A 21,945-nucleotide genomic window follows, 5' to 3' on the forward strand; every position below is an offset into this window, starting at 1 on the left:
TTGCGGCAGTTGCGCGGTCTTTCTCGCGTCGACTGCCCGTGATTGTTAAGTGATTAGTATGGCTCACCAGTTTTACGAGATGCCACCCAGTCACCATTGTCTTTTACAACCCACTGAAAGTCATCTTCATCATAAACGGCTTTATCACCGTCAGGTCTAGAACCAACAACCAAAAACGAAGCTTCTCGATCAGTTTTATTCACCAATCTATGACCAATACCTTCTGCTGCTTTGAACCCTATACAATCCCCAGAGCTAAGTTGGAAGGTTTCTTCACCATAGTGGAGAACCAAGTTGCCAGACAAAACAAACACAAACTCCTCTGATTCAGTATGCCAGTGCTTTAGCCCTGAAGACCCGCCTGGCTGCACGACTTCCATATTTACACCAAAGGAATTCAATTGAAAGTGATCAGATAAACCTCTGAAAATGGAAGCTCCCATTTTATTGTGAAAAATTTCTGGAAAGGGATTGTCACTTTCACATTTAATTTCTAATGCGTTAATTGGTTCGGTCATATTCCTTCACTTAACGTTTCTGTAACTGGCGAATTTGAGCACCAGCGAAAATGAGTCCAAGGCCAGCTTGCGAAGCAAGGGTATTCTGGCCTGAAGTTCACAGGCTTGTTAGAGAGCATTCAGTATTTCCACGGCAATATCCTTTGGATTGCGATCATTTATCGGAATTACACGTGCTCCATTTATAGAATGCCACTCCTCATGGAACGGGAATAGGTGTTCCATAAAGTAAGACCAAAAGTTTCTGCTTCTCGTGTGATCTGATTTCACCCGCGATTCAATATTGGTGATACTATCGCTTAAGTAAAAAGAACGAACTCGGTTATCACCGAGAATTCGTTCAATAATCGAATTAAGTCGCATTCTGCTTTCATCGATTCGATTTAAATAATCTGGATGATGTAACAAGTAAAAGATATATTCAGTCAAACGATTATCGAAAAGAGAATATCGACTCCCTTGGTTTAGCTCTAAAATGTCACGTTCAAGAAACCGTTCTTGAGTTGTAATGAATTTTTCATATGGACTACTGAAACTCATATTTCTTAAAGGCTCAAGCACATCATTAACGTTCTCTTCTAGAACAACCCAATGATCCTCAAGACTTTTAATCTCTTTGATTATGGTGCTTTTTCCTACACCACTACAACCTAGTATCAATATCATTGCACTCTAACGTGTTTGGCACTGGCGAGGAACGAGTCCAGTGCCCGAAGTTGTTAGTTTACCATCAGAGCTGTTATCTGACACACTTCACCATCTGGTTTCAAACCATTGTCAACATAAACTTTGATTGACTTTGAAGTAGTCCATGCAACAAGTAGGATCGACATTAGATGTTCATCTGTTGCTAGCAAATCGGCAGCGTCGTTTCTGCAACCAATATCCGCCCAACCAGCACTTTGTGTGAAGTAGACGCGAGTTAAATCCTGCATGCTTGTGTTAGCAGGTCGCGATATTGAAATTGGGTGTAACCTATCTATGACGATATCTTTCGTGTATTCACCAGCCAATGAAATTGATGAAGTGAAAACTAAACTTAAAGCTAACAAATTAGATTTTAAGTTCATCTATTACTCCTTAAATGAACTAACGTCCAACATTGAGGCGAGCGACGAAGGAGCGAGTCCTTTGGCCCGCCGCGACAGCGGTTTTTGGCGGGGCAACTTGCAACTGTGTCTTGTTATGAATTAGTCGGTGAAGTAACCACGACTTTCAAGAAACTCACAGTACATATTTATTAGCACTGCATCGGCCTCACCAAAACTCTCGACACTTGCCTCTATAAATTTCAAATGCATTTGAGCCTCCACGACCCGTAATGCATTTTCCGCAACTACAAAATCTACACCTATAGCACTCTCGTTGGAAGCTGATAATTTCTCCAAGGCTCGATCAGCTGCTTCAGTGCTTACCTTAGATTCAAACCATTCACGACTTTCTTCTAATTCACCACAATATTTACTTGCCAATACCGAACTGGTAACGAAAAGCAAAAATGTGGCTATTACTAATTTCTTTATAGATTCATAACGCTTACGCCAGTGGCTAAAATGCGCAGCAAATTTTGGTCCACTGCGCGTACTTGTTATGAGATTAGTTGGCATCCCAGATCCAGTATTTCTTACCTTCTAAAGAAAAAAGATAAACGGAGATGTCCCCACCTTCGTTGTAGTGGTTAAGTTTCTTTTTAGGCAATCGATCCCATAACCATTCAATATCATCCTTCGTTTGATCTTCCTCAAGAAACGAACTTAAAAAATCATTCTTGTCGGTGAAGTCCTCAGCCGATGCAATACATTCAAAGATAGGAAATTTCCCGTTAATCATTGGCCAGCCAGTATCTTGCCAAGTAGGCAAACCCGGCGTTTTATATGTAATTGTTTCTGCTGCTGGAGAGCCGTCATCAAAGTTCATATTTGGCTCTATTTCTAATTCAATCAGTGCACCAGCCTTTAAGCATGCCGAACAAATACAATCAATGTCATTAATGCCAGGGTAGCCTCCCGCATCAAAGCAAAGTTCTATTTTGCTGCAGACTGAGCAAGGTTTTGGCTCATCAACTCTATAGGCAAACTTTTCAGGATATCTAAAGAATTCAAATTCCATGGTTACTACTCATAACGTTTCCCGCAGTGGCGAGCGACGAAGGAGCGAGTCCAAGGCCCGCCGCGTAGCGGTTTTAAGCGGGCCTGATATTGCCGGGGCTTGTTAAGCATTACCGTGGCTCGCTTTTAGTTTTAGATTGCCAAACAGATTATAAAACCATATCCCAAAGCTAGTGACAATCCAAGTTACTACGGCTGCCCCTACCGAATAAGGCAATGAGAATAAGACTGAAGCGAGTGGCCAACCAAGAAAATGTATTAGGATGCCATCACTCATATAGAAATTACCGATGCCAATTCCGTCACCAAAGTACAATGCCAGTTCGCCAGCGATCAATAAGAAGGCGAAACAACCAAAAAACCAACCGACGACAAGTACTTTAAAGTACGAAAATTTAGATAGCTGACTGAATTCTAGTTCTTCCATAGTTCCTTCCATGTCAGATGCTTAACGCGTAGCTAAGCGGCGAGCGATAGCGAGTCCACAGCCCGCCGCGTAGCGGTGTATTTTGGGCTGAATCGCTTCAGCGCCTTGTTAAGATTTTGGTACTTCTGGTAACTCTATTTTTGCACTGCGTTTTTTGCACACATTACATTCAAGAAATGTTTGAAACTTAAGGTCAAAGAAATATGAGTAGTACTTAGTAAATTTAGCTCCGCCTTTCATAAAAAAGTACACGATGATACTAACAGTAATAATAGTATCTAGAGCCTCTCCAAACAAATCTAGCCAATTACTTACACCATGTTCAACCGCCCGAAAAGCGGGGATCAAACCAACCCTTGCGGTTTCTATAACTAGACTAAGTACTCCAAAAAATAGCGCGACCAACATTGCGAAAACTAAAACGCCGCCTATAGCATCTGATGGCTTAATCCAAAACTCAAAACGCCTTTTTAACTTAAGGTCACACTCATTGCACTTCATAAAATCTTAACGTTTTTATTTTGGGGCGAGCGTTAGCGAGTCCATAGCCCGCCGCGCTAGCGGAAATAAGCGGGCTAGACCAACAATTCCTTGTTAATGCTGGTTAGCCACGAATTTACTTCTTGCCTTGTTTCGAACCTCATTTTTTGATGCTTAAATTCACTAAACAGAAGTTCATGGTGTTTAAGTGAGTTCTTATTATCGCGACTATAGTACTCGGAGCACCAAGTAACTAGCTCAGCTAAAGATGATTCCGTTTGCCCAGGCTTACTCCTTGAAAGCATACTGGTCTTACATACTTCCCACTCTATGCTAAGAATGACTAATAGGTCAGCATAAGGTGTGAATTTCTCAGCCATTCCACCAAAGACACCTTCAACTACCCAGCTATCTTGTACTTTAAACCTATCAATGTCTGCGTGGACATGCTCTGGTGGTCGTTTGATATCGAAACCGCCTGGCTCCCAAAATAGATCATCGAGTGATATATAATTACTTTCGAGTCTCCTGGCGAGGTCTTCACCTAAATAGGATTTACCGGAGCCACCATTTCCAAGTATGACAATTCTTTTCATAGCATTAACGTTTCCCGCAGTGGCGAGCGACGAAGGAGCGAGTCCAAGGCCCGCCGCGTAGCGGTTTTAAGCGGGCCTGATATTGCCGGGGCTTGTTAAGCATTACCGTGGCACGCTTTTAGTTTTAGATTGCCAAACAGATTATAAAACCATATGCCAAAGGTAGTGACAATCCAAGTTACTACAGCTGCCCCTACCGAATAAGGCAATGAGATTAAGACAGAAGCGAGTGGCCAACCAAGCAAATGCATTAGGATGCCATCACTCATATAGAAATTACCGGTGCCAATTCCGTCACCAAAGTACAATGCCAGTTCGCCAGCGATCAATAAGAAGGCGACACAACCAAAAAACCAACCGACGACAAGTACTTTAAAGTACGAAAATTTAGATAGCTGACTGAATTCTAGTTCTTCCATGGTTCCTTCCATATCAGATGCTTAACGTTTGTAGCAGTTGCGCGGTCTTTTTCGCGTCGACTGCCTACTTTTGTTACATGGCAGAATTTTCAACCCGCCAATGAAAGTTCATAACTAAGACATATTCTTTTATATGGACAAAAACCGCCGCAGTAGATTGGCTATCTGTATCGACCCGATAAAGCCATCGATTAGTTTCTGAGCCATGTTCAGCTGCTAGCGAAACGTACTCCTGAATGTGCCAACGAAACTGTTCGAGTATAAAGTATGTCTCTCTTGAATCTTCGTAATCTTTGCCTAGAAGAAAGTTGTGAAATACATATTCTTCAATTTGCTCCATTTCTATTCTAAGGTCTATTTCACTCACCTTTGGATTAGAATCATCGATGTATTCATTTATAGCTAATTTTGGATCCATTCCTTCTAAGTAAATCAAGTCAGCCCAAAAACCATGTCTATGACCTATTGCATCATTAACATGTGAGATAGCAGACAAGTAGCCATTCAGTTCTGCTACCCAATGCTCAATACCCCTTTTCGAATTTCTCAATGTACGCATATAAATGAGCTAAAGCTTATGCTCAGTAGCTATGTAACGTTGCCTTCAGCAGCGCAGGCGCGTTAGCAACTGCGTCTGCTGGATGGCCTTGTTAAGCTCCAATACCGTAAATATCATACCCAACCACCCGAAAAAGTGGCTGAAATTCAAGCGAGTTCTCATCCTCTACTTTTTTCCAAGTTTTTTCGACTTCTTCGGGGTTTAGGCCGCCCATCGTAAAGGCATTTGTCACTACGGCACCAGTATGCTCATCTTTCAAACCATTAATATCTTCAATGGGCAAATGACCTAAATATAGATTTTGCTTTACTAGTAGGCCGACTGTTAAGTCAACTTCAACGGTGTCATTGTGTCCATTGTCGATAAATACTTTCTTATCACCAAATATTGAAACTCTTTCATGCTCGCCGGGCTCGCTTGGCATAAGGCCATTATCCCATTGTGCTTGGGCTGTTTCTAAAGATGTGCCTAAAACATTACCATTTTCATCTTGTACTGGAAGGTTATAAAAATCTTGAGGCATAGTGAGTGGCTTTGGAGCTGAACAACTGATACCAAAACTCATAAAACTACTTCTAAAATCACATAGCACTGGCGCTGTTACCGTTGCATGCCACTTGTGCTTGCCCGTCGAAACAGGACGATAAAGATCTATTTGAAGTTTTTTAGCTCTTTTTAAAGCAGATTTGGTGAACCCAGCAGGGCAGACTAAAGCTCCTTTGTGTGCTCTTACATCTAGAACAAGCCCTTGAAATTCCTCAACTCCTTTTACATCAACTGGCTTTGAATAATCTTTGCAATCAATAACAATTCGCATTGTATATTGACCAATATTTTGCTCTACCAATACATCGATTTGCCTCTTCGTCTCACTATCAATACCGTCAAGCATTACATTGTGCTGTACAGACGCATCAGGGGATAGCTGCCTCTGTATCATTACGACAAGGGTCTCCAATTCTTTCCAGTCAGGAATTTCATCAGTTGTCGAATTTGTCATTCAATGTATCCATTTCGATTTTGAGCTTAACAGCTTATTCTACCGCCGCAGCGGTTTTTTATGGTTTCGGCATATGCAGATATTTTCTCTACTGCCAAAACCTCGTTTATCGCCGCTCATACTGGTCATTTCGGCAAATGTTGTCAATTCTATTTATTCGGATAAAAACCGCTGCGCTTTTTCTATTTGAATAGTGCCGCTGCTGTAAGGCCCATGCTAGAGGGGTTCACGTTTTGCCCCTGATTGCTGTCCATAGAACGACAGCTGACTTTTACCGCTGCGGCCGTACTATTTGGTTTTCACCGGAAATATGCCGATTCTTTGGTTTAGTTATGTGATCAAGTTCACGTACTTAGCTCTCAAATTCTAAGAGTATGTATGGATAACCAGTATTCGTGTAAGGAGAAGGTTACAATGGAAGCCGCTAATGCTGTCATCGATACCAGAGTGTCCATCGCCTCAAATAATGCAGATTTTTATGATCGTTTACGGTTGTTTATTCGCGCTAGGGGGCTCGCGTACGCAACTGAAAAAACTTATTTGGAGTGGATTAAGCGTTTCATAAAATTCGGTAAGTACACTTCATCCGGACAAATGCACTTGTCGGATGTAGAGGTTTTCCTTAATCATTTGGCAAACGATAAATACTGCTCGTCAAATACTCAGGCGACGGCGTTGAATGCATTAATTTTTTTGTTTAGAGAGTGCCTTAAGCAGAATACTGAAGGGTTAATGTTCAAAAACGCGCGACGCAAGCGAAAGGTTCCGGTTGTTTTATCTTGCACGGAGGCAAAGCAGGTTATGAGCCATTTGAGTGGCGTGGCGTACTTAGGTGTATTACTCATGTACGGTGCGGGGTTGCGTGTTAGTGAGGTTGTTCGATTACGTATCAAAGATATCGACTTCCAAAACAGCGCGCTTTACGTCATGGAGGCTAAGGGCGATAAATCGAGACGCACGTTACTACCAGAGTCTGCACGCGATGTACTGATTACTCAAATTAATTATGTACAGGGTTTGCTCGAGGCGGATATGGCGATTGGGAAAGCAGGTGTTTTTATGCCAGATGCCTTGGCAAGGAAATGGCCTAAGGCACAGTACGAGTTGAGGTGGCAGTATTTGCTGCCGTCAAATCGTTATTCATTTGACCCGCGTAGTAACGTAGAGCGAAGGCATCATATCTCCCCCGATCTATTGCAGAAGGCGATTAAAGCAGCGACTTTTAAAGCGGGCATCAATAAACGTGTGAGTTGCCACACTTTTCGTCATTCGTTTGCGACTGAGTTATTGCGTCAAGGTACAGACTTACGCGCTATTCAGGAAATTTTAGGTCATGAGTCCATTGAAACCACACAGATTTATACGCATGTGGTTGGTTTGCACGAACGGGGCATTGTAAGCCCGGCTGATTTGCCCGGGCGTATTGTGTAAGGTTAGCCGCAGTTCATTTGACAGACAGGGTTAACCCATGCCGCAAGAGATCGTCCACTTTGCTCTGGTCGTAGACGATTACGACGATGCCATCAACTTTTACGTGAATGTACTGGGGTTTGATCTGCTTGAAGACACCTACCAACCTGAACAAGACAAACGCTGGGTGGTGGTGGCGCCCAAGGGGTCTAAAGGCGTCAGCGTTCTGCTGGCCCGGGCGTCAAACGAAAAGCAAGCGGGCTATGTGGGAGATCAAACCGGTGGCCGTGTGTCATTTTTCCTGAATACCGATGATTTCTGGCGAGACTATCAACATTACCGCGCGCAAGGCGTTCGTTTTGTTCGCGATCCGGTACAAGCCGACTACGGCACCGTAGCTGTATTTTTAGACCTTTATGGCAACCGGTGGGACCTTTTACAGCTCAATGCCGAGCACCCCATTTATCAACGGATTCAATCCTGACTTAATATCATCGCCGTTCGGTACCTTGGCTGTGTCTTCACTCAATGCTCTTAACAGGTTGCCGTGTCGCTCTGGCGCGGCACTCTCCTGTCGATTGGTTAAAGCTATCGCAAGTATCGATATTAATAATTATTGGTAATCGTCGATCACTGCTATAACTAACATCACTTGGTTAATCTTCCAGTCGGAAACGATCGCAAGATACATAGCCAACTACTTTGTGTTGCATCGTCTCGTTGAGGCTGCGCTTGAATTAATTGGTTTGAGTGCCCAGTCGTAACCACCTCGCGAGATGTAACCACTAAACTGAATAATCCTAACCCTCAATTGGAGGATGCAATGAGCGATACACGTAACGCAAGCAACGCCAATAAATGCCCGGTTATGCATGGATCACGCACAAAAATGGGCAATGCCGGTACGGCGAATACCGACTGGTGGCCGAATCAATTGAATCTGAAAATACTGCATCAGAATCCGGCGACGATGAACCCGCTTGGAGACGATTTTAACTACGCCGAGGCGTTCAAAACGCTCGACCTGCAAGCGGTGAAAGACGATCTGACCGCCTTGATGACAGACTCTCAGGATTGGTGGCCAGCCGACTATGGGCACTACGGACCGTTTTTTATTCGCATGGCCTGGCACAGTGCCGGAACCTACCGCATGGGTGATGGTCGAGGTGGTGCCGGGAGCGGCATGCAACGTTTTGCGCCATTAAACAGCTGGCCAGATAACGGAAACCTCGACAAAGCCCGTCGCTTGTTATGGCCGATCAAACAGAAATACGGCAATAAGTTGTCCTGGGCGGACCTGATGATTCTGACCGGGAATGTAGCCCTGGAATCGATGGGGTTCAAAACTTTTGGTTTTGCCGGTGGCCGCGCTGATGTGTGGGAGCCGGAAGAAGATGTGTACTGGGGTGCCGAAGACGAATGGTTGGCAACCAGCGACAAAAAGAACAGCCGCTACAGTGGCGAGCGTGATCTCGAAAATCCGCTTGCGGCCGTTCAAATGGGTCTGATTTATGTGAACCCGGAAGGGCCGGATGGCAACCCAGACCCGAAAGCGTCGGCAAAAGATATTCGTGAAACCTTCGCCCGCATGGCGATGAATGATTACGAAACCGTTGCACTCACCGCCGGCGGTCATACCTTCGGTAAGACGCATGGTGCGGGAGATCCTGCCAATGTCGGGCCAGAGCCAGAAGCGGCACCAATTGAAGCCATGGGTTTGGGCTGGTTGAATAAAATGGGCACGGGCAAAGGTGCGGATACCATTACCAGCGGCCTGGAAGGCGCTTGGACCAGTACGCCCACACAATGGGACATGAGTTACTTCGACATTCTGTTGGGTTATGACTGGGAGCTCACCAAGAGCCCAGCCGGTGCCCAGCAATGGGTAGCAAAAGATCCGGCAGAAGAACACCGAGTGCCAGATGCGCATATCCCCGGTAAGACGCATGCGCCGATCATGTCGACAGCCGACATGGCCATGCGAGAAGACCCAGAGTATCGTAAAATTTCTGAGCACTTTCACAAAAATCCCGAGGAGTTTGCCGATGCGTTTGCCAAAGCTTGGTTTAAATTGACGCACCGGGATATGGGCCCAGTGTCCCGCTATCTGGGACCTGAAGTACCCAAAGAAACGCTCATCTGGCAAGACCCATTACCGCCAGTTGACTATGACCTGGTTACAGAGGCCGACGTGGCCAAGCTAAAAGCAAACATCGCCGCATCGGGTTTAACGGTATCTGAGTTAGTCAGCACGGCGTGGGCTTCCGCGTCTACATTCCGGGGTTCGGACATGCGCGGCGGTGCGAATGGCGCTCGCATCCGTTTGGCACCGCAAAAAGATTGGGAAGCCAACCAGCCCGAGCAATTAAGCAAAGTATTGGGCGTGTTGGAAGGCATACAAACTCAATTCAACGCGGGCAGTGGCAAGACCAAAGTCTCGTTGGCGGATTTGATTGTATTGGCTGGCGGTGTCGGTATTGAGTTAGCCGCGAAACAGTCGGGCCGTGAACTGACAGTGCCATTTACGCCAGGCCGTACCGATGCAACCGCAGAGCAAACCGATGTTGAATCATTTGAAGTGTTGCGACCCGAGGCCGATGGCTTCCGGAATTACCGACGCACCAAGTTCACCGTGTCGGATGAAGAAATGCTCGTCGACAAAGCGCAATTGTTAAAGTTAACCGTACCGGAAATGTCGGTGTTGGTGGCGGGTATGCGTGTGTTGGGTACAAACGTGGGGCATACTCAACACGGTGTGTTTACCGACAAACCGCAAACCTTAACGAATGATTTCTTTGTGAATGTGTTGGACATTAACACCTCATGGTTCGCGAAAGCGGATGAAGAAGATATCTTTGAAGGGCGGGACAGTAAAACCGGAAAAATCAAATGGACGGCCACCCGTGTTGATTTGATTTTTGGTTCCAACTCACAGTTGCGTGCGGTGGCTGAAGCCTATGCTCAAGACGATGCGAAAGACAGGTTCGTCAGTGATTTTGTAAAAGCCTGGACCAAAGTGATGAATGCGGATCGGTTTGATTTGGTGTAAACGCCCATTGCATGACTTGCTAATTTTGAATAGGGGATGATAGTTTTGTCATCCCTTTTTTTGTTAGGTTTTCGCCGTCAAGGACCGCCATTTACATCTCGTGGTCGTTTGAAAGGCGTTGAAACAACCATATGAGTCACTTTCTCGATAGATAAAACTAACCTCCAAATTCTATAAACCTAGGAATGGCGTAAATAACCGTTACTTCACCTCTGGTGAAGGCCGGATCAAGGGGATCGCCCCTTGGAAAGAAAAATCCTTCAAGAGATCTTTTGGTTAAAAATGAAACCAATGTCTTCGGAACAGGTTCGGTATTTGAAGTAAAAAAATCGCAGTGAAACTAGGTCACGCATTGATGTAAGTTACATTGATCAATCTCAAGTAAGTGCCATTCGGGCGATCCCACTGAATCCTTCGCGAGTACACGGTTGCCAGTGAAAGCCCCCTATGGTTATATGCCCTCCATTGAAAAAACACGATAGGGAGTGTGCCGTTGTTTTACCGCCGCAAGAACTACATTGTTAAAAACCATTTTGTGGAAGACTTTAATCATCTGTTCAATAACATCAATCTTCCCAATCAATTAAAACACGGTACCCGGTTTGTTGGCCGTTGGATGATGCCGCTGGAAAATGACGAAACGGAGATATTCGCCATCTGGGAATACGATTCCAAAGAAGATTACCAGCGCATCGAAAAGAATGTGCGCAGCGATGAGGCGCATGTCGCGCGTATCAATCAATGGTTTGAAGAACGCGGTGGTCGTGCGCATTTGGGGAAAACAGCGTTTGTGGTTATTCGCGATGAAGAAATTTTCAACACAGTTCCGGCATGATGAATCTGACATTAAGGCCAATCGATAAATCTAACTGGCAAGAAATTGCGCTGTTAAAAACTGGTGTCCTGAGTCTGAAGTTCGTATCGTTTCAGAGCTCATGGGAAGCGCTAGTACAAGGCGCTCTTCGTAGAGAATATCGAGATCTTTTCAAGAAGAGCAACGCCGTAATAGTGTTTTCCATGGGCTCCCTTCGGGCGCGTCATTCAAGCTCTCTAGCGTCGTTTTGTCTCTTGTTAATGGAATAACCATTGACTGCGAGACACGCCTAGCTATAGATCTTGAATGGCACGCTGAATTCATGCGAACTTCTGACTCAGGACACTGACGATGCGCAGAAGGATTTCCTGTTTGACAATAGCTATTCCATCGCTGAATCATTTTATTGCCCGAGTTCATCGATCCAAGGTATTTATTCTGCAAACGTAGCGGTTGGCTTTTTGATGGTTGAGTCGTTGGAAGAGCAGGGGAAACCCAATGAAGTCGAAATTTTGCGGTTCATGATTGGGGCGGATTATCAGAACAAAGGTTATGGCAAGCGCGCATTCTCGCTGGCGCTTCAGCACATTGCTATTCACATGCGGCCCGAGTCCATTCACATTTGCGTCACTCCGGAAAATGTTGTGGCGCATCGGTTGTACGTCGGTTTTGGATTCAAAGACAATGGTGTCGATGAGTTCGGGCAAATCAACCTCATTTTGCAGACGAATATCGACCCTCAGTAAACAACGACCACCGCCTCCAGTCCGCCTCCAATCACCCGGAAAACCCCTTAAATGCTTATTAGACTGACCTGCGCTTTGATAGAGGCGGGCTGCGTTTACTTGCCTTCTTGGTTTTGTGGATATATGCTTCGTATATGATTCATATATAGAGTGTATATTAGGAAACATTATGGGTATAGTAAAAATCAGTGATGATTTGCACGAAGAAATCCGCAAAGCCAGTTCGGTCATGGTCCGCTCCATTAATGCACAGGCAGAATACTGGATTCGTATGGGCATGTTGGCCGAAGCGAACCCCGGGTTGACGTTTTCGCAGCTTATCAACGAGCAGATGAAGCAGGCCGATGTGCAGATAAAAGAGGTGGTCAGTGGCTAGGGTTATTCTGAAAAACGCTGACGAAATGGAGCTGATGCGCCAATCGGGAAAGCTGCTGGCCTCTGTATTTGATTATCTGGACCCTCTGGTGAAAGCCGGCGTCAGCACCATGCAGATCAACAATTGGGTGGAGCGTTATATTGTCGATCATCTGAATGCCCGACCCGCCAGTAAGGGTCAGTATGGTTATGAATACGTGTTGAATACCTCGGTGAATCACGTGGTGTGCCACGGTATTCCGTCTGAGGCACAAACCTTGAAATCCGGCGATATCGTGAACGTGGATATAACGTTGGAGAAGAACGGCTTTATTGCTGACTCCAGCAAAATGTACATGGTAGGCGTGGTGCACCCTAACGCCAAGCGGCTGGTGGAGCAAACCTATCTGGCCATGTGGCAGGGCATTAACGTAGTTAAGCCGGGCGCTACTCTGGGCGATGTTGGCTATGCCATTCAAAGTTTCGCGGCCAAGCAGGGTTACACCGTTGTGCAGGAGTATTGTGGTCATGGTATTGGCCGCAATATGCATGAAGAACCCAACGTGTTGCATGTGGGTCAGCGAGGGCAGGGGTTGGTTCTACGCGAAGGGATGACCTTCACCATCGAACCGATGATTAATCAGGGTAAAGCCAAGGTGAAGGTGAAAAAGGACGGGTGGACAGTGGTCACCAGCGATAAAAAACTGTCTGCCCAATGGGAACATACCATAGCTGTGACAGCGACCGGTTATGAGGTGCTCACCCTACGGGAAAACGAGCGCATCTCTAGTCCAGCATAGGCAGTGGTTTGCGTTTTTTTGCATGGCGCGGACACTAGGTGTTATTGCGCTCGTTGCGTTAAAAACACACGCAACTTCGGGGTATCCTCATTGAATTATCGAATCCCTTCGGCGAGTTTTTCGCTCGCCATGGCATCGTCGTTCATTTGCCAGCGGAAGTTGGCTTCGATTCGATTTTAACGACTTCACCTCCGGTGAAGGCCGGATCAAGGGGATCTCCCCTTGGAAAGAAAAATCCTCCAAGAAATCTTTTGGTTAAAACGGAACCATAGTTTTCGAAACAGATTTAACACTTGAAGTAAAAAACTCTGCGAAACCAAGTCACACATTGATGAAAATTCCATTGCACAAGCTTAAGGCAACTCTGATTAATTCGAATCACCTCAGTCCTATCAGATCGAAGGATGAGCGAGGCGTGTGTTGCAGGGAATGGCGAGTCCTTTTCAAAACACACAACAAAGCTCAATCATCGATCTGAAGGACCCGGAGGGCGTGGCTGAAATGGCAAATTTCGTTGTTAAGTCCTTTGCCAAGATAATGAATATTGCCTGCAGAACTTGCCTCGAATTTTGCGCATTTCTTCACCCGCTGAGGTAGAGAGCAATTATTCAGAGGTGCCTTAAGTAAGTACCATTCGGATCGCCCCTTGGAAAGAAAATTTTAAAAATTTCTTTCGTTAAGATGCAATCCCGAGTCATCAGATCATTTTGATCCACAAGCTAATAGCATTCATAACGTCGCTGAAGGCGCTAGTTATGTTCACAGTGTCCTCACAAGACACTGGCATTTTTCTGTATTAAATGCGGCCAAAAATTGTTACTTCCATCGCCCAGTTTTGTCTGAGACTGAATGAGGCAGGTGTTGCCAAGGCTCTCACTGACGCCCTGACTCTACATATTCAAACCCCGGTGGCTCGTGCATCAGGAAATTCTGGTGTGATATGTTCCACGCATAAGCACCGGCCAACGAGAACACAACATAGTCACCGATGGCGATTTTCTCGATGCATTGCTGCTTGGCGAATACATCTTTCGGAGTGCACAGTTGCCCCACCATGGTCACATTTTCGCCTTCGATTTCACTTTCTCGCTGACGATTCCTGCCCGCGATCACTGTAAACGGATGGTTGTGGTTTTGCGCCGCAGGTGTGCGGAAGTGGTGCGTTCCACCCCGGCAGATCGCAAAGTATTCGCCAAAGTTTTGTTTGATATCGATGACTTCAGCCGCGTAGTAGCCACAGGTTGCGGTAATATAACGACCGCTCTCAAATCGCAGTGTGTGCGCGGTGAAGTCTTCCTCGTTGATGAGATCACGCAGTTTTTGGCAAAAGGTCTCCCAATGAAAATGTGCAGCGGTGGGGCTGTAATCAATACCGAAACCACCCCCGACATTCAGGTGATTCACCTCAAGCTGGTAGGTGTCCATCCACGCTTTGTAGCGTTGTATGCACACCCGAATAAGTTGGATGTGCTTGTCGGCATCGCATTGATGCGACATCAGATGAAAATGAAAACCGCGTAATGTTAAATTTCTGCAATCACTCAGAACCTGCATCGCTTCGGGTAGGTGTTGCTCATCCAAACCAAATGGGGTTGGCCGTCCGGCCATGGCTAAACGGGTTAATGGCGTATCGTCCAGTGCAATGTTCATGCGCAGTAAAATGTCCTGATGATGCCCGGATTGCGCCGCCAACGCCTGTAGCTGTTTCAACTCGTGCAAACTTTCAACATGAATCAGTTCGACCGAATGATCCAGTGCGCTCTGCAGCTCGTGCCGTAGCTTGCCGGGACCGCCAAAAATAACCGGTACGTTTGGCAGGGTGCTGGTAACGTGGTCCAGCTCGCCACCGGAGGCGACTTCAAATCCATCTACGACATCAGCCAGTGCTGCCAGGATCTTGCGATCCGGGTTGGCTTTGGTGGCGTAGAAAAGCTCACAGTTTGCTGGTAACTGCGCTTTGATGGCACGAACGCGAGCGCGTAAATGCGAGAGGTCGTAAATGTAGGTGCACAATGGCAGCGGCTGGTTGCGTTCTGCCAGCTGCGCCACCGTTTGATGAATCAGTTGCATGGCGCCGCCTCTATCGTCGTCGTTGTTCTTCGCATTGGGTGCTGCAGGTAGACATAACTGGATTGTCGATCCGCCTTTTGAAACAGCCGCGTACGGAAATTCGTTTTACACGGGATAGGACCGCCCACTAACAGTGCCTCTATTTCCGGTTGCACACCGTAATTCGATTGGAAGGTGTCCAGTTGCTCGGACACGATCTGCCACATATCTTTTTCAATGTGACTGTGCCCGTGGGAAAGCGCGTAAATCGCTTCGCTCAGATTGTTGATAAACAGGCAATAGGCCAGTCTCTGCCAGCCCTGTTCACGGCTATAAGTCACAGACGCCTGTTCACGTTCCGATAATTGAGTCAGTTTCTCAGCAGGCCATTGGTCGGCAACCAGTTTGGTGCCTTCCAAATCGCGGTAGAACACTTTCACTGGTGTATCCGCCGCTTGCGCGACAACGATATTTTGCAGATGCGGTTCAAAGATCACCCCGAGTTTGAAAAAGTAGTAGAGCGAGGGTTGCATCATTAACTGCGCGTATCGGCGGAACCAATCGAGGGCCAGCGTTTGGTGGGATCGATGGCGTTGGCTCGCTATTGTTTTCAGTTGGTTTAGTAACGCAACATTGCCGTATTCATCTTCAGAAAACAGCGCGGCGGCCATGTTATGTGCATGGGTGGAAGTCTCGTGCAGAAACGTGTTTTCCCGGAAAATGAGCCCAAACACTTCCGTTAAGTGTTCGGCATTGCCTATACCACTTTCCTGTTCCAGGCTCTTAAGGTCCAGTGAAAGCATCCCGCTTTCTCGCATTAGCAGGAAGTCGTCAAAGGGATGTTTCAACTCACTGAGCAGTCTGGTGAGGTTGACAGCGCTGTCCAGTTCATACCATGAATTTTTGCGCAAACAGTTGGTTAGCCGAATGTGCAACGAACTCTTAATGAAAAAAGGCGCATCAGGCTGGTATAGCGTGCGTACGCTGGAGGTTGGGAAAAACGCTGGTCCTTGTTCGCCCAATTGCTTGACGATGCCTTCGCGTTCCGCGAGCACAAAGAGAGGGTCTTGGGCGAAGGTTTTTAATTGCCATGGATGACACGGCAGAATGTCATAGTCAGAATTGTCCGGCCAGTTAATCAGGCTTTGGCAAAAAGTCCGCACATTGGTCGCAGGCAGCTCATTCCATTTCAAATAACCCTTTTTAACCGCCAAATAGTGTAATGGAAAACGGGCCTTTGCCTCTGGGGAATAACGGATTAGGTCTTCCTGTGTTAATCCTGTGCGACTTTTGGGTGTTGGATGCCAATTGTGCCCCCAGATCAGGCTTTGCTCACTGGCTATAAATGGGTTCGGCATAGCGCTTGACTCTCGATTGTCGAGTGCAACCAGAAAGCGATGCGTATTGGTAACGCTGTTTAGTATTTGTGTGAGCAATTCCAGATTGAAAGGTCGATCAAACTGTGCTGCCAATTCCGTGAGTAATGTTTTGGCGAGTGACTGAATATTCAACCGCTGCCATTCACTGCCTGGCTTCTTTAGATACGGCGCAGACAACATCCGGGACTGACCCATAGCAAAAGGTTGGCTGCATCGGTACACAATATCCATTTGAGTACAGGGCAGTGGAAGCTTAATCAAGTGGCCACTCACATGTCGTAATGCCATGGGTAATCGCGCGGTTAGTGACTCAGCCGGTTTCATCGTGGTTGACTCATCGAGCGCGAACTCCCGCAGATAAACGTTCAGAAGAATCTGCATGTGCCGACGTGCGCTGAGTTCTTGTCGGAATTGTTGTCGAAAGTTTGTTTGTATGACCGTTTGCATGAACAAAATCCTTTAGGTTAATAATGAATTATCGAGTCGACGTTACTTGGTTTGTGCGGGGCTGGTGGTTCGTTGAAACATCGGTATGCGATAGAACTGGCAGTAGAGAACCATCAGCCAAGCGAGCACTAACATGGCATTGCTGAGCGTGAAAAAACTGTGCAAACCCAGTCGCTGAGCCACCACACCCGATGCCATCCCTGCTGCTACCGCGCTCCATTTCCCGATGGCATCGAACCAACCGAACTGACGGCCGGAATTACCCGCGTGAGTCAATGCACTGATCAACTTGTGAATACCGAGCAGCCCAAGAAATAAGGCCGCACCTGTGAGCAAGCGCCAGAAAATGAGGCCATCGCTTGTGGTCATGATGGCTTGTTGCCAGTTGGCGATGATAAAAAGAACGATGGCGATATGACAAAGCCTGAGACCATCAGCTCGGTTCAGTGCCGGAATAGGCAGGAGCATGAGCAGCAGATAACACAGGTGCGGTAGACTGAACAGAAACCCAACGGTTTGCGCAGGTAATGCTTGCAGCGATTGCACCCAGGGCAAAAAGTAGGGGAATGTGACCGTGGTAGCAAAGTAAAAGCAAAACTGAATAACCGATACCTGCGTTCTGGACGCTTGGATAATCGCCAGCGATTGACCTTTGCGCACATCGGTCACGGGCGTCGCTTCGGATAACTGCTTCGGCAGCCTGAACGTAATAACCGCCGCTAGCAGCGGTAACAAACTCAGATACAGAAATAGCTGTCTTGGGTGAGTGATGTCGATAAACGAACCAATAACAATGGGCGCCAACAGCAACGAAAGGCGCGCCGACACCTGCATCCAGTTTTGCGTTTTGGTCAATTCCGATGGCCGAACCAAGCACGCTAAATACGCGTTTGACGCCGCAAACGTACCGCCGAATAAACCCTGAAGCACTAGACCCAGTGTAAATTCATAGAGGTTCGTCGCCAGTCCGGTCACCAGAAAAGCAAACACCAACCCGATTTGCGCGCGCAGCAGGGAGAGACGTTTGCCATAACGGTCGGCCATGTGGCCCCAAAACGGAGCCGACACGGCCATGCAGATCAATGGCAGGCTGTAGTAGAAACCAATCCAGTTCAGGTCTTTCGGAGCAAGAAATTCTGCCAGCAAAGTTGGATAGAAAACCGGCATACCCAGTGCGGTGAAAGACGCCAGAAAATGACACAACAACACGGTCAGGATCAGTTTGTTTGTGCTTGTTGTCTGTTCAGCCATGACCGGTATCCTTGGGTTGACGAAGCCATGGGTTCGGCGCTGACATGCCGTAATATTTATTAATGTCCGCCGCACCGCTATCTTGTTTGCTCAACAGGCTGCCGGACAAAAGCAAATATTTAACCGGGTGGAATTTTGCTTGAAACAAAGCATCGTCAGCCGGCTGCGTATGGATACCGTTTTGCGCCAGCAGGGCGAGTTGCTGCTTAATGGCCACTGCAAGCGTATCGAACCATACCTGTTCGTTCAGTAGACCTGCGTCTGCCAGCCCTGAAATAATGGCCGTCAGATTTAACTGCAGGGTAATGGTCATGAACATGTGCATCAGTTCGTCGGCACTGCCTACGAACAGTCGTGGGTCTTCAAATCGCTCAATCAACGTCGTTAATTCTGGTGTGACAGCTTCCAATTGAGGACGAAAGATGCGGCCAGAATCGTTATCCCGAAACATCAGACCCAGCGGCTGTCCCGGTTTAAAAACCAGCATAGAATTTTGCTGGTTCGATTCCAGTGCAACACCATATTTCAACCACAGAGTTAAATGGGTTCTCAACTGTAGATCAATGTATTCCGTTAACAGTTTATCGAGATCGCCACCGTAATAGTTCGCTGCGAGCGCCTCAATAACCAGCGTGCCTTTGTCATCACTCGCAAGCAACGATGCGACACTGGCAATATGTGCGCTTTCGGGAACCGGCGGATATTCGCGGATGATCCAGCTCAGGTCACTGCGCTGCAACACATGCCCCCCCAGTTGTTCGTTGCAATGTCGAAAGCGTCCTTTCAGCAGTGGCTCATGTGCTTCCAATGACTGCAGTAAGGTTTGAAATACAAACCCATCCACCTGTGTTTTCGGGTCAATCAATCTTAAATTACGATGCCCCAAACTGCGCATCAACAGCGGCAACTTGATATGAATGTGTGGATGGTCGACCAGCCGGACTGTTCGCACGGACAACGTCGCCCGTACCGACAAAGCACGTTTGGGCGCGATCAGAATTTCTTCTGCGAGTGGGTATTGCTTTTTAAGTTGATTGGTAACGTCCTTGAGCAATGTGTTGAGATGTTTTTCAGCCGTCATAGGGTGTATCGGCACCAAACGGTACCGATGACGAGCCTGCTCGGGTAAACCAACCTGTTCAAACGTTGGCGTAAACGGACAACTGTCTCCCGAGACAGCTTCGCGAGGCACCGCCAACCATGCCAGTTCAAATGTATTCATGGCTTCCGGTGCATAGGCGTCCAGGTCGCAAAGAGTTAACCCCGACTTTGCTCTCGCAGTAGGGTAAAAAGGATGGTCTCGATGCGCCGCTAGTTGCTCAATGGATTGTGAACCCAGCCAGCCAGGTTTCAGTTCACTTAAGTTAGGTCGGTTGATCTTTCTTGCCCAACGCAGATGGTCGATCGCACATTGATACTCCTGAACGTAACTTAAAAAGTAGTCTCTCTGATCGGGTTGCAGCGTATCGGAGAGACAACCAAGCCACTGTTGAGCCGATTGACTTAACTGCCAGTTGTTACTTTCCTGCAGAATCCACATGGGCAATGCTACTTTCCAACACTGCATATACAACGCAGGTTGCACGGGTAGCCAGACAACCACATTGATGCGCAGTGGAATTTGCAACCAAAGTGGCTGCAGGGCAAAATTCTCGTGCAGTGCCAACAGGGCTGACGGCACCTCGTCGGAATTTACCAAAACCGCACGTTGCGCCAGGTGACAGACGTTTTCTCGTAGGCAGCAGTCCAACAGTCGCTGCAACATATACAGTTCAGCTTGGTCTGGCGTAGTTGAGGGCGTTTGGGTCATAACGATTGGCTGATTTGCATTCATGCTTGAATCTCCCATTGCCAGCTTTCCGCACGTTCGTTAACCGTTTTAAGCAGTGAATCTCGGTTTTCACCCACCGCACTGAGAACCGCGAGGTAGTCACGGTTAGAATTCTCTAACTGATGCCGGGTGCCGGTAGTCTTGAGGTTTTCAAGTTTTAAATAACAGGGGGCATTTTCGACAAAGTCACTTGGCTGACGGGTCAGCAAGCCACTTTTCTCAGCGACAAAAAATCGCGTTAAGGCACAGCCGGTGATTTCCGCTAGGCTGGTCAGTGGTTCGTTCAGGTATCGTCGGAGAATTTCTTCAAACCAATTGAATGGCGCCATTTTATCGAGCAGGAATTCACAACCGTCACCGATACTACGGTAGTTAATTTCGACCAACCTTGGCCCTTGTTCCGTTAACACAAATTCACTGTGGCAAGCACCGAAACCGACGCCAAACGCCTTTACCTGCTCGAAAGCTTCCTGCAAGTGCGCGCAGTTCTTATCGTTGTTCCAGATGCATTCCAATTCTATAAAGTATGGCGGTTGGGACAGCGCCGTATCGAAGCCGCCCAGTGCAAATAGGTTTTCTCCGTCGCCCAGCGTTTCCAGGGTGAATAGGGGACCAGGCATATATTCTTCGAGCAGTAGCATTTGACCAGGATGTTGATGCCAAAAGGTCTGACAAAAATCACTGAGTTCTTCAAGCTGGTAGCACAACTTAACGTGCATGCTGGCGACACCTTCCTGCGGTTTAACAACGCAGGGAAACGCGACGGTAGCTTCATCCAGTTCCTCAATGGTAGAGAGGCTGGCATGCCAAATGGTCGGGAGCCCAGCCTCCAGCATTCTTTCACGCGTAGCGGCTTTGTTTTTAGCTTGATAGCAAACGCGCCAGTCCTTTCCCGGCAGTTGAAAGTAATGGGCGATCTGTGATGTCTGTGTCTGCAGGTGATCACTGTTGGAAAAAACACCATCCGGTTTTATTTTTTTTCGGATCAGTAATTCCAACACACTGAGACTGTTGAAAACATCGCAATCGTGAATTTCATCGGGTAAATCAGACGCCAGATGGTCGCTGTAATAAGCTTGATGCTCCATAGCATGGTCGGTAAGTACGACAACCCGGCACCCCAGTTTTTTGGCCGCAGGAATAAAACCTTGCGTTACGGCGTTGTGAACAACATGGGTTAAAAGAACGAGTGTTTTTGCCGTCATGATGACATTCCTTTATAGGTATTGGGTGTGTTTATGATTAAATGCAAATGAGAATCATTATCATATCAGTCAGCGAGGGGTTGATAAAGAGGTTTAACTAGAAGAATGTGTCGAGAATTATTTTTTTAGAGCGACGTCTCTTTTTAAAAATAATTCAATTTGAACTTAAAACGAATGCGACAAAAAATGAGTCGAATAATTTTTTGTTAATCGAACTTTTTAAATGTGATTTTTGCAAGAAGTTGGGATTACAACTTTATTGTTTCATCGCGTATGTGTCGGATCATTTTCGTGACCGCCATCCAGTAAGACGTAAATTGCTTCCCGTGGTCGTTTGAAGGGCGGGAGAACACTATGAGCCATCTTCTCGGCAACGAATAAGAAACTATGAACTCTATTTAGCTCGGTCAGGTGTAAATAACCCAACCGTCGTATCCGTTTTATCTGACATGACTGACACGTCGCAACGGATTCAAGGGCATGGATGCCCTTCTAAGCGCCGC

23 protein-coding genes are annotated in these 21,945 nt (G+C 46.8%); 7 read left to right on the forward strand and 16 right to left on the reverse strand.

The window, feature by feature from the left end:
* Positions 1 to 53: 53 nt before the first annotated feature.
* The 11 genes from IYN85_RS23985 to IYN85_RS24035 all read right to left on the reverse strand — a co-directional run bounded on the left by IYN85_RS23985 (position 54) and on the right by IYN85_RS24035 (position 6,107).
* On the reverse strand, positions 54 to 518 hold the full coding sequence (locus IYN85_RS23985; protein ID WP_196161513.1) for a cupin domain-containing protein: 465 nt from the start codon (positions 516 to 518) through the stop codon (positions 54 to 56).
* 108 nt (positions 519 to 626) lie between these two features.
* Positions 627 to 1,184 carry an AAA family ATPase gene (locus IYN85_RS23990; RefSeq protein WP_196161514.1) on the reverse strand — a complete coding sequence of 186 codons (558 nt, stop codon included), beginning with the start codon at positions 1,182 to 1,184 and terminating at the stop codon, positions 627 to 629.
* A 53-nt stretch (positions 1,185 to 1,237) separates the two neighbouring features.
* Positions 1,238 to 1,588: a hypothetical protein gene (locus IYN85_RS23995; RefSeq protein ID WP_196161515.1), complete on the reverse strand. Its 351-nt coding sequence runs from the start codon at positions 1,586 to 1,588 to the stop codon at positions 1,238 to 1,240.
* Between the two features lie 120 nt (positions 1,589 to 1,708).
* A complete protein-coding gene (locus IYN85_RS24000) occupies positions 1,709 to 2,125 on the reverse strand; it encodes a hypothetical protein (protein WP_196161516.1) in 417 nt (138 codons plus the stop codon).
* A complete protein-coding gene (locus IYN85_RS24005; protein ID WP_196161517.1) occupies positions 2,115 to 2,627 on the reverse strand; it encodes a CbrC family protein in 513 nt (170 codons plus the stop codon). Before IYN85_RS24005 ends, IYN85_RS24000 begins: the two co-directional genes overlap by 11 nt.
* Positions 2,628 to 2,729: 102 nt before the next feature.
* Positions 2,730 to 3,053 (reverse strand): hypothetical protein, encoded by a 324-nt coding sequence (locus tag IYN85_RS24010; protein WP_196161518.1) that lies wholly within the window; start codon positions 3,051 to 3,053, stop codon positions 2,730 to 2,732.
* Between the two features lie 108 nt (positions 3,054 to 3,161).
* Positions 3,162 to 3,554, reverse strand: a complete 393-nt coding sequence (locus IYN85_RS24015; protein ID WP_196161519.1) for a hypothetical protein — start codon at positions 3,552 to 3,554, stop codon at positions 3,162 to 3,164.
* A 74-nt stretch (positions 3,555 to 3,628) separates the two neighbouring features.
* Complete coding sequence (locus IYN85_RS24020; RefSeq protein ID WP_196161520.1) at positions 3,629 to 4,129, reverse strand: AAA family ATPase; 501 nt, start codon at positions 4,127 to 4,129, stop codon at positions 3,629 to 3,631.
* Positions 4,130 to 4,224: 95 nt separating this feature from the next.
* The gene (locus tag IYN85_RS24025; RefSeq protein WP_196161521.1) at positions 4,225 to 4,548 is read right to left on the reverse strand and encodes a hypothetical protein; all 324 of its coding nucleotides are present in this window, start codon (positions 4,546 to 4,548) and stop codon (positions 4,225 to 4,227) included.
* Between the two features lie 73 nt (positions 4,549 to 4,621).
* Positions 4,622 to 5,044 carry a hypothetical protein gene (locus IYN85_RS24030; RefSeq protein WP_196161522.1) on the reverse strand — a complete coding sequence of 141 codons (423 nt, stop codon included), beginning with the start codon at positions 5,042 to 5,044 and terminating at the stop codon, positions 4,622 to 4,624.
* Between the two features lie 154 nt (positions 5,045 to 5,198).
* Entirely contained in the window at positions 5,199 to 6,107 is a 909-nt protein-coding gene (locus IYN85_RS24035; protein WP_196161523.1) for a restriction endonuclease, read from the reverse strand.
* A gap of 414 nt (positions 6,108 to 6,521) precedes the next feature.
* On the opposite strand from IYN85_RS24035, the gene IYN85_RS24040 reads away from it, so the two are divergent.
* The 7 genes from IYN85_RS24040 to map all read left to right on the forward strand — a co-directional run bounded on the left by IYN85_RS24040 (position 6,522) and on the right by map (position 13,280).
* Positions 6,522 to 7,538, forward strand: coding sequence for an integron integrase (locus IYN85_RS24040; protein ID WP_196161524.1), 1,017 nt, complete (start codon positions 6,522 to 6,524; stop codon positions 7,536 to 7,538).
* A 37-nt stretch (positions 7,539 to 7,575) separates the two neighbouring features.
* Entirely contained in the window at positions 7,576 to 8,001 is a 426-nt protein-coding gene (locus tag IYN85_RS24045; protein WP_196161525.1) for a VOC family protein, read from the forward strand.
* Between the two features lie 339 nt (positions 8,002 to 8,340).
* Positions 8,341 to 10,566 (forward strand): catalase/peroxidase HPI, encoded by a 2,226-nt coding sequence (katG, locus tag IYN85_RS24050; protein WP_196161526.1) that lies wholly within the window; start codon positions 8,341 to 8,343, stop codon positions 10,564 to 10,566.
* 493 nt (positions 10,567 to 11,059) lie between these two features.
* Complete coding sequence (locus IYN85_RS24055; protein ID WP_196161527.1) at positions 11,060 to 11,401, forward strand: NIPSNAP family protein; 342 nt, start codon at positions 11,060 to 11,062, stop codon at positions 11,399 to 11,401.
* 281 nt (positions 11,402 to 11,682) lie between these two features.
* Positions 11,683 to 12,126: a GNAT family N-acetyltransferase gene (locus tag IYN85_RS24060; RefSeq protein ID WP_196161528.1), complete on the forward strand. Its 444-nt coding sequence runs from the start codon at positions 11,683 to 11,685 to the stop codon at positions 12,124 to 12,126.
* A gap of 169 nt (positions 12,127 to 12,295) precedes the next feature.
* Positions 12,296 to 12,502 carry a ParD-like family protein gene (locus tag IYN85_RS24065; RefSeq protein WP_196161529.1) on the forward strand — a complete coding sequence of 69 codons (207 nt, stop codon included), beginning with the start codon at positions 12,296 to 12,298 and terminating at the stop codon, positions 12,500 to 12,502.
* Positions 12,495 to 13,280, forward strand: a complete 786-nt coding sequence (gene map / locus IYN85_RS24070; protein ID WP_196161530.1) for a type I methionyl aminopeptidase — start codon at positions 12,495 to 12,497, stop codon at positions 13,278 to 13,280. Before IYN85_RS24065 ends, map begins: the two co-directional genes overlap by 8 nt.
* Before the next feature lie 873 nt (positions 13,281 to 14,153).
* Here map and IYN85_RS24075 read toward each other — a convergent pair.
* The 5 genes from IYN85_RS24075 to IYN85_RS24095 are packed head-to-tail and all read right to left on the reverse strand — an operon-like array spanning position 14,154 to position 21,442.
* Positions 14,154 to 15,350 carry a type III PLP-dependent enzyme gene (locus IYN85_RS24075; RefSeq protein WP_196161531.1) on the reverse strand — a complete coding sequence of 399 codons (1,197 nt, stop codon included), beginning with the start codon at positions 15,348 to 15,350 and terminating at the stop codon, positions 14,154 to 14,156.
* Positions 15,341 to 17,155, reverse strand: a complete 1,815-nt coding sequence (locus IYN85_RS24080; RefSeq protein ID WP_196161532.1) for an IucA/IucC family siderophore biosynthesis protein — start codon at positions 17,153 to 17,155, stop codon at positions 15,341 to 15,343. The genes IYN85_RS24075 and IYN85_RS24080 overlap by 10 nt, the downstream gene beginning before the upstream one ends.
* 42 nt (positions 17,156 to 17,197) lie before the next feature.
* A complete protein-coding gene (locus IYN85_RS24085) occupies positions 17,198 to 18,406 on the reverse strand; it encodes an MFS transporter (protein WP_196161533.1) in 1,209 nt (402 codons plus the stop codon).
* Positions 18,399 to 20,240, reverse strand: a complete 1,842-nt coding sequence (locus IYN85_RS24090; protein WP_196161534.1) for an IucA/IucC family protein — start codon at positions 20,238 to 20,240, stop codon at positions 18,399 to 18,401. Before IYN85_RS24090 ends, IYN85_RS24085 begins: the two co-directional genes overlap by 8 nt.
* Positions 20,237 to 21,442 (reverse strand): acetyl-CoA carboxylase biotin carboxylase subunit family protein, encoded by a 1,206-nt coding sequence (locus IYN85_RS24095; RefSeq protein WP_196161535.1) that lies wholly within the window; start codon positions 21,440 to 21,442, stop codon positions 20,237 to 20,239. The genes IYN85_RS24090 and IYN85_RS24095 overlap by 4 nt, the downstream gene beginning before the upstream one ends.
* Between the last annotated feature and the right edge of the window lie 503 nt (positions 21,443 to 21,945).

It is taken from the genome of Reinekea sp. G2M2-21 (assembly GCF_015687175.1).
GTDB lineage: Bacteria > Pseudomonadota > Gammaproteobacteria > Pseudomonadales > Natronospirillaceae > Reinekea.